Genomic DNA, 14496 nt, shown 5'->3' on the forward strand with positions numbered 1-14496 from the left:
ATGGACAAGATTTCAATTATTGTTCCCTGTTATAATGAGCAGGAAGCGATTCCTATCTTTTATGACGCGATTGCGAAGACCGCAGGGGAGATGCCTCAGGTGCGGTTGGAAGTATTATTTGTAAATGACGGTTCCCGGGATGCAAGCCTCATGGAAATGAAGAAGCTGGCAGAGCGGGATGACCGTGTGAAATATGTGAGCTTTTCACGGAATTTCGGAAAAGAAGCAGCCATGTACGCCGGTCTGTCCTATGCGGACGGCGATTATGTGGCCATTATGGATGTGGATCTGCAGGATCCGCCGAGCCTTCTGCCGGAGATGTACCGGATTATTACGACGGAAGACTATGACAGCGTGGCGACCCGCCGCGTGACCAGAAAGGGGGAACCGCCGATCCGTTCCTTCTTTGCAAGACGCTTTTACACGCTGATGCACCGGCTGTCCAAGACGGATATCGTGGACGGAGCCCGGGATTACCGGCTGATGACCCGGCAGTTTGTGGATGAGTTACTTCGGTTAGGAGAATATAACCGATTTTCCAAGGGACTGTTTGGCTGGGTCGGCTTCAACACCAAGTGGCTGGAGTATGAAAATGTGGAGCGAAGCGCCGGGGAGACCAAATGGTCGTTCTGGAAGCTGCTGATATACAGTATTGAGGGCATCGTGGGCTTTACGACAGCGCCCCTGGTAATGGCTGCGTTTCTGGGAGTCTTCTTCTGCATTGTGGCGTTTCTGGCGCTGTGTTTTATTATCATTCGAACAGTGCTCTACGGAGATCCGGTGTCCGGCTGGCCGTCTATGACCTGTATCATCATTTTCCTGGGCGGTATCCAGCTGTTCTGTATCGGAATCCTGGGCGAGTATCTGGCGAAGACCTATATGGAGACCAAGCACCGGCCCATATTTATCTGTAAGGAGACAAACATTGAGCGGAATCAGAAGTAAAAAGAAGCTTCTTCTCATAATTCCGGCAGCAGTTATCGTCGCTCTGCTGGTCTGGAATGTCATGTTACAGATGGAGCTTAAGAAATATAAGCCTCAGGTGGAGGCCTATCTGCCGGAGGACGTCTATGTGGCAGTGGGAAGCACTGTGGAACTCTATGACGATGAGGTCGTCTGGTCTGGTCTGCGGGATGGTTATGTCTGCAACTGGGACTGCGAGATCGGCGAGAATCTGGAAGATCGGTTCTCCGTGACTGGCAAAGAGGAGCAGGTGGGTGAATACGACCTGACTCTGACTGTATTTGATTATAATGTAAATGAAGTGATAACCCTGAAAAGCACTCTCCACGTGGTGGAGAAGCTTGAGGGGGAATATTCGCTCGTAAATATCGGCGACAGTCTTTCGGACGGACGGGAATGGTATCGGACCATCTACCATCTGTCAGGGGACCAGCTCACTTTTGCGGGCACAAGAGGCTGGACGCGGTACAGCCATGAGGGACGGAGCGGCTTTTCGGCCCAGGATTACCTGGAGCCCACCAAGTTCTATTCCGATGGCAATGACGAAGGAGTCCAGCCCTTTTACGATCCGGTTCAGAAGATGTTCGACTGGAAATATTACAAGCTGTCCACGGGCATTGATCCGGACGCTATTCAGATTTTCCTGGGAACCAACGGCCTGAAAGATGACCCTGCTGATACCGTGAACGCCATCGCCCGGATGGTGGACAATATCCGTCGTCACGACCCGGATATCCCCATTTATCTGGTGAATACCCTGTACTGGGGCGACCAGGAGAAAATAGGAACCATGGTGAAGCAGGATGGCACCGCTTTCCTGCCGGGTGAATTTAAAAACCGATCCGACAAGCGTGTCATGGATCTGGCGAAGGCCATGGCAAAGAAATTCAAAGACAAGAAAAATATCGTGCTGATTCCCCTTGGATTCATGCACAACAGTGACGCCAATTTTGAAGAGGGCGACGCCCTGCATCCGGGCGCGGCGGGGTATGACCAGTTTGCGGCGGTGATGTACAGCGTATATTGCGGAACACTGAAAGAAATGCTGAAATAAATCATATTTAAAATCATAAATGAGAGCTTTGCTTTATGATTTGGGGGAAGTATATGGTTGCTTGGAAAAAAATGATAAATAGATTTACAGAATTTTACAGACTCTTGCTCGGACTGTTTGAAAAATATTACTGGATCTTTTTTGCGGCAGGCGCTTTGGTGCTTGCCTTTTACTGCTTTCGCTGTCTGGACGTGCAGTATGTAGACTCCTGGGATGAGGCCCGCCACGGCGTTAATGCCTATGAAATGATCCAGAACGGCGACTATATTCAGCATACCTACAACTACCGGGTGGATGACTGGAATCTGAAGCCCTCTATCAGTTACTGGGGCATTGTGCTGGGGTTTAAGCTCTTTGGCTACAGTGTCTTTGGCCTGCGATTTACATCCGCGCTTTCCTATCTGCTGGCCGGAATCGCCTGCGCCCTGTTCGCCAGGCGTTACAGCAAAGAGGCCTCGCTTCTGGTACTGGGCTTTTTCTGCGCCAATGAACGACCACTGTCGGCCCATCTGGCCCGGGCAGGTGACGCGGATTCCATCTATCTTCTGTTCTTCACGCTGGCTATGCTGGCCATGCTGTCCGTAAAGAAAAACCATAAAAACGTATACCTCTGCGGGCTGATGTTCTCCCTGGCCTTTCTGACCAAAAGCTGGCATGCCGGTATGATTATGGCCATTGGCGGCATCTGCCTGCTGGCAAATGGGGAAATGCTGCGGTTCAAAAAGAAAGAATGGGGCGGTTTCCTGCTGTCTGTTTTTGTGCCGTTGCTTTTATGGTTTGGCTGGCGCTTCACGAAAGACGGCCTGTTCTTCCTGAAAAACATGATAAAAGTGGATCTGCTGGCCCGTACCGGAAGCACCAACTTCGAGGGACATCAGTTTCCGTTCAGCTTCTACTACGATATGGTATTCGGAGCCGAGGGCTTCATCTACCGCTGGCAGCTGCTGATCTGTGTAGCCGGAATCCTGTGCGGCCTGTTATATATGTGGCGAAAAAAAGCCTGGAATCGGATCCTGCTGGAGCAGGGCGGCGGTATCCTGCTGTGGTTTCTACTGCCGTTCCTGGGCTTTTCCGCCATCGGAACGAAGCTCATCTGGTACTGCTACCCCTGTACTGTGCCGCTGGCACTGGGAGCGGCGGCGATACTGGGGGGTCTGATCCGGCTGCCGTTAGCCGGGGAAGAGAAAGACGTCACAGAATCTGAAGGTGAAAAATCATCTGAAAATGACGGTAGAAAAACGGAGCAAAAATGTGGACAATTCTCCGGAATTCGTACCCTGGTGGGGATAACAGCCACAGTTGCCAGTCTCGTGCTTGTCGCAATATACATGAAAAACGCGTACTTCCACGTCATCCGTGAGGCTCACGGCGACCCCTTCCAGTTCTTTATCCGGGAGAGCGTCAGCCGGGACGCGTCATACGCCGGAGAGAAAGCCTACGTCTACGTCCCCGGCGAGGATCCGGCTGCCATCGGCGACTGGGAGCAGAATATGCTGTTCGTAGCCGAGATCAGCGGCGATTTTCACTGTCGGGACGGCGGCATCGAGGCCTTTCTCAGCGAAAAAGGCGATGCGGTCCTCTATGTGGACCGGCTGGATTATGAGCAGAATATAGAAAAACTCCAGGGGGTGGAAGTGCTCTGTGAAAACGCAGAGTATATACTGTTAGGTCACTGACAGAAAAGACAGGAGATAAATGAGGGGGGGAACAGCATGTTCCTGAAGAAGGTATTTTTGGGGGTAAGTCTGGCGCTGACATGCGTCTTGGGCGGATTTATGCTGTATCAGGAGCAGCGCTGTGTCATGGATGTGCCGATGCTGAATGAACAGGAGACGGCAAAAATCTGCGAACAGCGCCGGGAAGAAAAGAAATGTATATGAAACTTCGCAGTACGGTGCTGACGGAGGAATATCTGCAGGAGCTGATAGAGCAATTATACGGAACGCTGGAATATAACAGGGTACTGGAACGGGAGAATGTCACATGGGATAAAGCCATCGGGCGGGAGCAGACGGAATTTGTGAAGGCGTTTGTGGAGCGAAGGCTGCAGTGGATGGATTCGTATTATCGCGGATTATGATAGACGGACGGCAGGGGGCAGAAAAAATTTCCACGTTCGAGGCGACTTGGCCTCTCCTTAGGAAAGTTTTTCTGCTCCCTGCCTGTTGGTTTATACGAACATCTTCCGACTGAGTACCGTAACCCCGACAGCCAGCATGATCATTCCAGCGCACAGCACCAGATACTGCTTCAGGCTAAAGTATGTCGTCACCCGATACTGATATACCGCAAAGGCCAGATCCCCATTCTTGACGGTCTCGCCGCCCACGCTCAGCTGTCCATCCGGATACAGATCCCAGTTTCCGGTGGTGTAGGACAGAAATTCCAGACTGTTCTCATCCTCGATATACCCCGGCCAAATCTCCAGTGTATAGGCTGTCTCGCCGTTCGGCACGATATCTTCCAACTGAAATTCGTACAGAGCCGTTTTTGTTACCAGCCCTGCCAGAAATCGGTCATTTTCATAGACCACATGACCGCTGCCGTCTGTAAGCCGCACGCAGAAGGCCGACTGATTATAATCATCCAACGGATTGATAACCCGGATGGAGATGCGGTTAAAAGGCTTGTCGGTAGTAAAGGTCTGCACATAATTCTGATCGTAAGAGGTCACATAGCCGTCGTATCCGCCTGCGTATTGATACTGGTCAATGGCATAATCATAAGCCTCGATGGGTGTATCCACCAGCTCTTTTTTGGCGAAAACCAGAAGCAGCGCCAGCAGCACCGTACCGGCAGCCGGAGTGATCCAGAAACGATCTGATACAGTATAGTCGGGAAGCGCTTCGGTAAATTCTGCCACGCCGTCTGCCAGCAGCATCAGACACAGGTATGTGAATCCGATACTGTACAGCGGATTCGTCTCCCAAAGAAGATGGAAGGCCATGGCGCCGAGCAGAGTCAGCTGTACCAGAAAGAGCTGCGGCCTTTTCTTTTTGCGCCTGAGCCTTACCAGCGCGTTCACTGCCCCAAGTCCGATGACCAGCATCGCCAGCGCCCGGAAGGCCTGGGTATAGATGAGCAGCAGTCCGCTCTTATTTCCAATGAGATAATCGTAGACCTTTCCATAGGAAGCATAGCTGTCCTCGGCCTGGTAGCTGTCGGTGCCGTCCACCCAGGTGTTCAGAAGCTTGCGGCCTGAGAGGGTTACAAGCCCTAAAGGCCCCGCCTCTTTGATGCGCTCTTTCAGAATCGCCAGGTCAGCTGCAGTTTTTTCTTCTTTGGTCTCGAAGCTTACGGTATAATTCTCATCATTCTGGTCGAAGGAGCCGTCCCAGCGCGCACTCATCATGACCCAGTGAATCGCCGGAAATCCGGTATTTTTGTAATCGAAGTTTACATAAGTATTCACGGCCGAGGAGAAAAATCCCAGGGACAGACCAGCGGTTACAAGGAAAGCGATACATGGAACGGCCAGCGTCCGAAGTGTTTCACTGAACAGCCCGGCCAGCCCTTCCGCTCGTCTGCGCCAGAGCTTAAGCGCCCCGTCGATGCAAAGGGCAATCAGCGCAATGGCTGCCGTAGCCCGCAGCTTGAACCCGAAGACGGTCACGACGCCAAGTAAAGCAAAGAGAAAAGTGAGGCGGCCTTTCCGGTAATCCTGATCCGCAGAAAGGGCCGGATGCGCCACCGTCCTGCGGTGAAAAGCATCCAGGGCCTTCTGAATCCGGATGCCCAGATACACAATTCCCATTAAAAACGGCATGGAACAGTTGGCCGTATAGAAATACCCTGCCCACACATAGGACAGCGGACACAGGACGCAGACGCCGAGAAAGAAGACGGCTTCCGTCCGGCCTTTCAGTTCTTTTAAAATCAGATACCCCAGTACCACGGAAACCAGAATGCACACGACATTTACCAGCTGTACCGCCAGCATAAAGCCGCTTTCCGGCACGCCGACGCCCTGTAAAAGCTTCAGAAGCCAGTAAGTCAGAATGGTCAGCGGATAGTTATTGGTATACCGGGCAAAGTATCCGGTTTCATAAGTGCCGGAGATGGTGTGCGTCCGCAGCATTTCGATGGCCATATCGAAGATTTTTAAGGGATCATAGCGAAGCTGGGGACGAATCACAGCCAGAAAACCGAGCTGCCCGACAGCCAGTATCAGAAAAAAGGCCAGCTCCAGACGCTTCTGATTTTTCTCAGACATGCTATTTACCAGGCGGTATAAAAGCACCAGCGCCGTCAGAAGCAGCGCGCCAAAGGCCAGGATAAACAGGACCTGGACGGGCGCGTGACTGAGATTCCGCAGAAAAGAAGCGTCCCAGCGGAAGAAAGCGAAGACACCGATATAGAGACTGAACAGGGTCAGCAGAAACAGAGAAAGTGTATACATAAAAACCTCCGGTCTGAAATCATTTTATGCAATAGAAAAGAAAACATGTATCTTATTCAAATAGAATAGCGCAAAAGCGGTGAGGGGTCAACCAGTTTGCGCGTGTGGATAAGAGCACCCCAAACCAGAGCGAAAAAAGAATGCATCTGTGCGATACATGTGATAAGATAGAGAGCGAAACTGGACAGAAGCTGACAACATACTTCTGTTTTCAGAAAGAATAAAAGGGAACAGGAGCACACAGCCATGCCGATATCACGCATCTATCTGGCCCCTATGGAGGGCGTCACCACCTTCATCTATCGCAATGCCCACGCAGCCGTCTACGGTCCGCTGGACAAATATTTCACCCCGTTTCTGGAGCCGCATGAGAAGCGCAGCATGAAAACCAAGGAGCGAAACGAGGTGCTGTCACAGCACAATGAGGGACTGCACGTGGTGCCGCAGATTCTGACGAACCATGCAGAAGGCTTTCTGGAGCTAACTGAGACCCTGCAGGAAATGGGGTATCAGGAAATCAACCTGAACCTGGGCTGCCCGTCCAAAACCGTAGTCACCCGGGGCAAGGGCGCAGGCTTTCTGGCATCCCCGGAGGAATTGGAACGATTTCTGGACATGGTTTTCAAGGGTCTTCCCGGGGAAATGAAACTGTCGGTGAAGACCCGCATCGGCATGGAAGCGGACGAAGAGTTTGAAAAGCTGTTAGCTGTCTATAACCGCTATCCGCTCTATGAGCTGATTATCCATCCGAGATTACAGGCTGATTATTATAAAAATACGCCGCGGAAAGAAGTCTTCCGCTGCGCTCTGGAGAAGAGTAAAGCGCCTCTCTGCTATAATGGAGACTTATTTACGGAAAAACAGATCGCGGAGTTCGAGAAAGAATTCCCGCAGGAGGAATGCGTAATGCTGGGGCGCGGCATCATCCTGAATCCGGGACTTCCGGTTACCTTGCGGGGCGGGGATTCAAGATGGGATGAGAAAACCCGTCGGAAAAAATTCCGGGAATTTCAGCAGCGTCTGGTGGACGGCTACCGGGCGCTGGATATCGGCGACCGGAATGTCTTATATAAGGTAAAAGAGCTCTGGTTTTATCAGAGCCACCTCTTCGAGCATGCGGAGAAGTACAGCAAGAAAATCAAAAAGGCTCAGAATCTGGAAACCTATCTGGAATGTGTCCGGGAGCTGACCGACTGCTGCCGGATCGCACCGCCGGGGAGCTTGGGAAAAGGCTGAAATAAAATAAACCTTGTGTATTTGCCAGATTTTGATATAATAAGGGCAAAGTATCACTCAGCAGGCGCAGTGCGCTCATTTTCAGGCAAATGGATCCTTCGTCTGCACAACTGACAGTGAAAAAGGAGTAGAATATGGGAAAGTATTTTGGAACCGACGGCTTTCGCGGAGAGGCCAATGTAAAACTGACCGTAGAACACGCATTTAAGGTAGGAAGATACCTGGGATGGTATTATGGAAGAGAGCACAAGGCGAAGATTGTGATCGGTAAAGATACAAGAAGAAGCAGCTATATGTTTGAGTACGCCCTGGCAGCAGGCATCACAGCCTCCGGCGCGGACGCGTATCTGTTACACGTGACCACGACCCCCAGCGTATCCTATGTGGTACGGACCGAGGGCTTTGACTGCGGTATCATGATTTCTGCCAGCCACAACCCGTTCTATGATAATGGAATCAAGGTTATCAACGGCCAGGGTCACAAGCTGGAGGCCGAGGTAGAGGAGAAGATTGAGGCGTATATTGATGGCAAGACCGAGGAACGCCCGCTGGCCACCAGAGAGGACATTGGAAGAACCATCGATTTTGCGGCAGGAAGAAACCGCTATATCGGTTATCTGATTTCTCTGCCGACCCGTTCCTTTAAGAACATCCGGGTGGGCCTGGACTGCTCCAACGGCAGCTCTTCCGCCATCGCCAAGAGCGTATTTGACGCCCTGGGAGCCAAGACCTATGTGATCAACAACGAGCCGGACGGTACCAACATCAATACGAACTGTGGTTCCACGCACATCGAGGTCCTGCAGAAATTCGTGAAGGAGCAGGGACTGGACGTGGGCTTCGCTTACGACGGTGACGCGGATCGCTGCATCGCGGTAGACGAGAACGGCGAAGTGGTGGACGGCGACCGGATTCTTTATGTGTGCGGAAAGTACATGATGGAGCAGGGCGCGCTGAAGGACAATACCATCGTTACCACCGTTATGTCCAATCTGGGACTTTACAAGGCCTGCGATCAGGTGGGACTGCGTTATGAGAAGACAGCAGTCGGTGACAAATATGTCTATGAGAATATGTCCCAAAACGGCTATCAGCTGGGCGGCGAGCAGTCCGGACACATCATTTTCAGCAAACACGCGACCACCGGCGACGGCATCCTGACTTCCCTGAAGATCATGGAGGTCATGCTGGAGAAGAAGGCTTCTCTGGGTACTCTGGCAGGCGAAGTGAAGATTTATCCGCAGCTGCTGCAGAACCTGCGGGTACAGGATATGGACGCGACTTTGAACCATCCGGATGTGCAGAAGGCCATCAAAGAGGTGGAGGACCGTCTGGGAACCGAGGGACGCGTTCTGGTCAGAAAGAGCGGAACCGAGCCACTGCTTCGCGTCATGGTAGAAGCTTTGAGTGACGAGCTCTGCGAGGAGAGTGTACTGCATATCATCAATGCGATGAAAAGCGTATAAATAGGGAGAAAATCATAGGGAGGATATCACAATGAAGAAAACAGCACTGGTTGTTATGGCAGCCGGAATCGGAAGCCGTTTTGGCGGCGGTATCAAGCAGCTGGAGCCGGTAGGACCCAGCGGAGAGATCATCATGGATTATTCCATCCATGACGCTCTGGAGGCAGGATTCAATAAAGTCGTATTCATCATCCGTAAGGATCTGGAGAAGGATTTCAAAGAGATCATCGGTAACCGTATCGAGAAGATCACCGAGGTCGAGTACGCGTTCCAGGCTATTGACAATCTGCCGGAAGGCTTTTCTGTACCGGAAGGACGTACCAAGCCCTGGGGAACCGGCCAGGCAGTCTTAAGCTGCAAAGGACTTCTGGAGGAGCCGTTTGTTGTTATCAACGCGGACGATTACTACGGAAAAGAAGCGTTCGTAAAGGTACATGATTATCTGGTGGCCGATCATGAGGATACCGGAAAATTTGATTTCTGTATGGCAGGTTTCATCCTGGGCAATACCCTGAGTGATAATGGAGCGGTTACCCGTGGCATCTGCCAGGTTAAGGACGGCTTCCTGACTGACGTGGTAGAGACAGGCGGCATCGTGAAGTACGAGGGCGGCGCAGCCGTACCGGGCGAGGGCGACAAGCTGGTTCCGGTAGATGCGGACAGCTATGTATCCATGAACATGTGGGGTCTGACCCCGGAGTTCCTGGACGTGGTAGAGACCGGATTTGTTGAATTTCTGAAGAATGTGAAGCCGGGCGATATCAAAGCGGAGTATCTGCTGCCGGGTATCATTGATGAGCTGCTGAAGAGCGGCAAGGCAACCGTCCGCGTGCTGGAGACCAAGGACAAATGGTTCGGAGTTACATACAAAGAGGATAAGCAGTCTGTAGTGGATTCCTTCAAGAAGCTGATTGCGGACGGCGTATACAATGAGAAATTATTTTCATAAGCAAGGCTAAGGGCGTCCGCGTGGCGCCCTTAAATTAGGTAGAATATGAGTAAAACAAACAACAAAAAGGTAAGCATTTTTTCTTATTATGGACCCTATAAGGGTCTTTTGGCGTTAGACCTGTTTTTCGCCACTCTGGGTGCCAGTGTAACGCTGGTTATGCCGTTGATCGTCCGGTATATTACCGGTACCGTCATTTATGAGGAGAGTGGCGCAGCCTGGCAGACCATCGTACGGCTGAGCGTGCTGATGCTGGTACTTCTTCTGGTAGAGCTGGGCTGCAATTTTTATATCACGTACTGGGGGCATCTGATGGGCGCACGTATGGAATACGGGATGCGCAATGACATTTTCGGGCATTATCAGAAGCTGGCCTTCACCTTCTATGACAACCAGAAGGTGGGTCAGCTCATGTCCCGGGTCACCAATGATCTGTTTGACATTACAGAGCTTCTGCACCATGGACCGGAAGATATCATTATCTCTCTGATTAAAATTGTGGGAGCGCTGGTGATTCTGGGGCATATCAATATGCGCCTGACGATTCTCACCGCATGCTTCCTGCCCTTTATCCTGGCCTTTGCCCTGTATCTGAACAAGCGGATGAAGCGGGTCTTTAAGGAGAACCGCGTAAAGATGGCAGATATCAACGGACAGATTGAGGACAACCTGTCCGGTATCCGGGTGGTGAAATCCTTTGCCAATGAAGACATAGAGATGCGAAAATTCAAGAAAGGCAATGAGCGTTTTCTGGCTACCAAGCGCCGCAGCTATCTCTATATGGGGACCTATCAGTCGGTACTGAACGCTATGTTGACAGCTGTGACGATTGTGGTAGTACTGGCCGGCTCCAGACTGATTGTAGATGGCAATATGGCCATTCCGGATCTGATCACATTCCTTTTATATATTGCAAACTTTACGGAGCCGGTAAAGAAACTCATTAACTTTACCGAACAGTTCCAGAATGGTTATTCCGGCTACACCAGATTTCGGGAAATCATGGACATCGAGCCGGATATTGCGGACAAAGAAGGCGCGAAGACGCTTACAGATGTGTGTGGAACGGTGGAGTTTCGGGATGTATCCTTCCGGTATGAGGACGCCACGGAGAAGGTGCTGGATCATGTGAGCCTTAACGTACCGGCAGGCAGCTATGTGGCTCTTGTGGGTTCTTCCGGCGGCGGAAAGACGACCCTTTGCAGCCTGATTCCCAGGTTTTATGATGTGACCGGCGGAAGTGTTTGCATTGACGGAAATGATGTCCGCGACGTAACCCTTCAGAGTCTGCGTGAAAATATCGGTATCGTGCAGCAGGACGTCTATCTCTTTGCCGGAACAGTCATGGATAACATTCTCTACGGCAGGCCGGATGCCACCCGGGAAGAAGTGATTGAGGCGGCCAGAAACGCCAATGCCCATGATTTCATTATGGAACTGCCGGATGGCTATGACACAGATATCGGCCAGCGGGGCGTGAAGCTCTCCGGTGGTCAGAAGCAGCGTCTCTCCATCGCGAGAGTATTCCTGAAGAATCCGCGCATTCTTATTTTCGATGAGGCCACCAGCGCTCTGGACAATGAGAGCGAGCGCATCGTGCAGGAATCCCTGGAAACCCTGGCGAAGGATCGGACCACCTTTGTCATCGCCCACCGCCTGTCCACGATTCGCAACGCGGAGCGCATCCTGGTTCTGACCGAGGACGGCATCGCGGAAGAAGGAACCCACGAGGAGCTGATGGCCATGCACGGGGTCTATGAGAAGCTCTACAACATGTAAAATCTGAGCAAAAGAAAAAGCGCGGGGTTACTTGAACTTCGCGCTTTTTTGCGATAGAATAGATATTCGGGAAAAATGAGTGGAATACTAAGAGAAAAAAAACAGGATATAAAAGGGAAAGATTTATGGAATTAAAAATGAAACGTCCAGAGCTGGAGGACCGGGAACTGCTGGAACGGTATCTGGCTCACGCGGATACCAGAAGCTGTGAGATGACCTTCGGTAATATCTATCTCTGGTCCCGGTTTTATAACACGGGATTCGCCATTGTGGAGGACAATCTGATATTCGGCGAGGTAGACGGCGTCTATTCTTATACCTTTCCGGTGGGACCGGGAGATAAGAAAAAGACTATCGATGCGCTGATGGAGCATTGTAAAGAAAATGGAGAAATTTTCCAGCTCCACAATATTACCAGAGAGGATTTCACCAGGCTGGAAGATCTGTATCCGGGCCGCTTTGAGATCAAGTATGACCGGAATTACGCCGACTATGTCTACGAGACCGAGAAGCTGGCGAAGCTCTCCGGCAAGAAGTATCACAGCAAGAAGAATCATGTGAATAAATTCATGAGCCTCTACGAGGACTGGGCCTATGAACCGATTACCAAAGACAACGTGGAGGAGTGCTTCCAGATGATCCTGGAGTGGCGGCATGAAAACGGCTGCGACGGGGATGAGGAGAAGAATGCAGAGATCTGTGTGGCGCAGAATGCGTTGCGGTTATACGACGAGCTGGGATTCCGGGGCGGCGCGCTGCGTGTGAATGGCAAAATCGCAGCCTGCACCATCGGTGAGCCGGGTAACAAGAAGGATACCATGATTGTCCATATTGAGAAGGCCCTGACCGAGGTGCAGGGAGCCTACACAGTCATCAACCAGCAGTTCGCCCTTCATGAGGGAGCGGCTTACCGGTATCTGAACCGGGAGGAGGATCTGGGCGAAGATGGTCTCAGGCAGGCAAAAATGTCTTACAAACCGGTATTTTTAATTGAAAAAGGGGTTGTAAGAGAGAAAGGTCTATTGTAAGATAGGAATATTCTTAGATTGCAAAAGAGGAGTCAGATTATGAAAGCATGGGAAGCAAATGTCCGCAAAGTCGTTCCCTATACACCGGGCGAACAGCCGAACCGGCCGGGCATGATCAAACTGAATACCAATGAAAACCCGTATCCGCCCGCGCCGGGCGTGCTGAAGGCCCTGGAGGAGCTGGATACCGGCCGCCTGCGGCTCTATCCGGATCCGGCAGTGTCCGAACTGGTGAATGCGCTGGCAGAATATTATCATAAGGATCCGTCCTGCATCTTCGTTGGCGTGGGTTCCGACGATGTGATTGCCATGGCGTTCCAGACATTTTTTAATTCGGAAAAGCCGATTCTGTTCCCGGACATCAGCTATTCCTTCTACAGTGTCTGGGCGGATCTGTTCGGAATCAAGTATGAGCGCCCCGCTCTGGATGCAGATTTCCGGATTGTGAAGGCGGATTATTTTAAGGAAAACGGCGGCATTATTTTTCCGAACCCCAATGCGCCCACCGGTATCTATATGGAACTCGACCAGGTGGAGGAAATCATTTCCGGGAATCCGGACAGCATCGTGATTGTGGACGAGGCTTATGTGGATTTCGCCGGCCCTTCCGCCATGGAGCTGGTAGACAAGTATGATAACCTGCTGGTGGTACAGACCTTTTCCAAGTCCCGTTCCCTGGCCGGTATGCGGATTGGCTTCGCTGTGGGACAGCCCAGGCTTATCAAATACCTGAACGATGTAAAATATTCCTTTAATTCCTACACGATGAATCTGCCGAGCATCAAGCTTGGCGCGGCTGCCGTGAAGGATGAGGCTTATTTTAGAGAAACTGTGGGCAAAATTGTGGCCACAAGAGAACGCGTGAAGAAGGAGCTTACGGATCTTGGCTTTACCTTCCCGGACTCTCAGTCTAACTTTATTTTTGCCACACATAAGAGCTGGCCTGCAAAGGAGCTCTTTGAGGAACTAAAGAAAGAAGACATCTATGTGCGTTATTTCGCGTCCCCGCGAATCGACAATTATCTGCGGATCACCGTAGGCACAGATGAAGAAATGGATGCATTGCTTGCATTCCTGCGAAAGAAAGGAAATTAATTTATTATGACAGAAACACTGGTACAATGGTTTGTGCAGAATCTGGGCGGATCTGCGGCGAAAGAGCTGATTATTTTTATCATTTCCATGATTCCGATCCTGGAGCTCCGCGGCGGCCTTCTGGCAGCCGGACCGGCATTTTTAAATGTGCCCATGTGGCGCGCGATTCCCATCTGCATCATCGGCAATCTGATTCCGGTGCCGTTTATTCTGCTTTTTATTACGAAGATTTTTACCTGGCTGAAGGGCACGAAGCATCTGAAGCCCTTTGTGGAAAAGATGGAAAACCGGGCCATGAACAAGAAGGAGCAGATCGAAAGATATGAGTTCTGGGGACTTTTATTATTTGTAGGCATCCCACTTCCGGGTACCGGCGCATGGACTGGCTCCCTGATTGCGGCCCTGCTCGGCATCAAGTTTAAGAAGGCGTTCCCGGCAGTTATACTCGGCATTCTGCTGGCGTCCTTCATTATGACGGTGTTGTCCTATACCGTCATCGGCGGTATCTTTGCTTAACAATTGTGGTG

The 14496-nt window shown here is 51.3% G+C and carries 13 protein-coding genes; 12 read left to right on the forward strand and 1 reads right to left on the reverse strand.

Annotation, left to right across the window (positions count from 1 at the left end):
* From ACESZP_RS02995 to ACESZP_RS03015, 5 genes are all read left to right on the forward strand, one after another.
* On the forward strand, positions 1-945 hold the full coding sequence (locus ACESZP_RS02995; protein ID WP_499707987.1) for a glycosyltransferase family 2 protein: 945 nt from the start codon (positions 1-3) through the stop codon (positions 943-945).
* Positions 926-2017 (forward strand): SGNH/GDSL hydrolase family protein, encoded by a 1092-nt coding sequence (locus tag ACESZP_RS03000; RefSeq protein ID WP_499707988.1) that lies wholly within the window; start codon positions 926-928, stop codon positions 2015-2017. Before ACESZP_RS02995 ends, ACESZP_RS03000 begins: the two co-directional genes overlap by 20 nt.
* Before the next feature lie 71 nt (positions 2018-2088).
* Positions 2089-3693 (forward strand): ArnT family glycosyltransferase, encoded by a 1605-nt coding sequence (locus ACESZP_RS03005; protein WP_499707989.1) that lies wholly within the window; start codon positions 2089-2091, stop codon positions 3691-3693.
* Positions 3694-3729: 36 nt separating this feature from the next.
* Positions 3730-3897, forward strand: coding sequence for a hypothetical protein (locus tag ACESZP_RS03010; protein ID WP_499707990.1), 168 nt, complete (start codon positions 3730-3732; stop codon positions 3895-3897).
* A complete protein-coding gene (locus tag ACESZP_RS03015) occupies positions 3894-4097 on the forward strand; it encodes a hypothetical protein (protein WP_499707991.1) in 204 nt (67 codons plus the stop codon). Before ACESZP_RS03010 ends, ACESZP_RS03015 begins: the two co-directional genes overlap by 4 nt.
* A 90-nt stretch (positions 4098-4187) precedes the next feature.
* Here the strand turns inward: ACESZP_RS03015 and ACESZP_RS03020 are convergent, their stop codons facing one another.
* Complete coding sequence (locus ACESZP_RS03020) at positions 4188-6416, reverse strand: glycosyltransferase-like membrane protein (RefSeq protein WP_499707992.1); 2229 nt, start codon at positions 6414-6416, stop codon at positions 4188-4190.
* A 246-nt stretch (positions 6417-6662) separates the two neighbouring features.
* Between ACESZP_RS03020 and ACESZP_RS03025 the strand changes: the two genes are divergently transcribed.
* The 7 genes from ACESZP_RS03025 to ACESZP_RS03055 all read left to right on the forward strand — a co-directional run bounded on the left by ACESZP_RS03025 (position 6663) and on the right by ACESZP_RS03055 (position 14485).
* Complete coding sequence (locus tag ACESZP_RS03025) at positions 6663-7652, forward strand: tRNA-dihydrouridine synthase (protein WP_499707993.1); 990 nt, start codon at positions 6663-6665, stop codon at positions 7650-7652.
* A 134-nt stretch (positions 7653-7786) separates the two neighbouring features.
* Entirely contained in the window at positions 7787-9118 is a 1332-nt protein-coding gene (gene glmM, locus ACESZP_RS03030; protein WP_178039390.1) for a phosphoglucosamine mutase, read from the forward strand.
* A gap of 31 nt (positions 9119-9149) precedes the next feature.
* Positions 9150-10067 (forward strand): nucleotidyltransferase family protein, encoded by a 918-nt coding sequence (locus ACESZP_RS03035; RefSeq protein ID WP_499707994.1) that lies wholly within the window; start codon positions 9150-9152, stop codon positions 10065-10067.
* Positions 10068-10112: 45 nt separating this feature from the next.
* On the forward strand, positions 10113-11846 hold the full coding sequence (locus ACESZP_RS03040) for an ABC transporter ATP-binding protein (protein ID WP_499707995.1): 1734 nt from the start codon (positions 10113-10115) through the stop codon (positions 11844-11846).
* 125 nt (positions 11847-11971) lie between these two features.
* Positions 11972-12874 (forward strand): DUF2156 domain-containing protein, encoded by a 903-nt coding sequence (locus ACESZP_RS03045; protein ID WP_499707996.1) that lies wholly within the window; start codon positions 11972-11974, stop codon positions 12872-12874.
* Between the two features lie 39 nt (positions 12875-12913).
* The gene (gene hisC / locus ACESZP_RS03050) at positions 12914-13969 is read left to right on the forward strand and encodes a histidinol-phosphate transaminase (protein WP_349163745.1); all 1056 of its coding nucleotides are present in this window, start codon (positions 12914-12916) and stop codon (positions 13967-13969) included.
* A gap of 6 nt (positions 13970-13975) precedes the next feature.
* The gene (locus ACESZP_RS03055) at positions 13976-14485 is read left to right on the forward strand and encodes a small multi-drug export protein (RefSeq protein ID WP_178039385.1); all 510 of its coding nucleotides are present in this window, start codon (positions 13976-13978) and stop codon (positions 14483-14485) included.
* Positions 14486-14496: the final 11 nt, after the last annotated feature.

This window comes from Candidatus Dorea massiliensis AP6, assembly GCF_964245105.1.
GTDB classification, from domain to species: Bacteria; Bacillota; Clostridia; order Lachnospirales; family Lachnospiraceae; genus Laedolimicola; species Laedolimicola intestinihominis.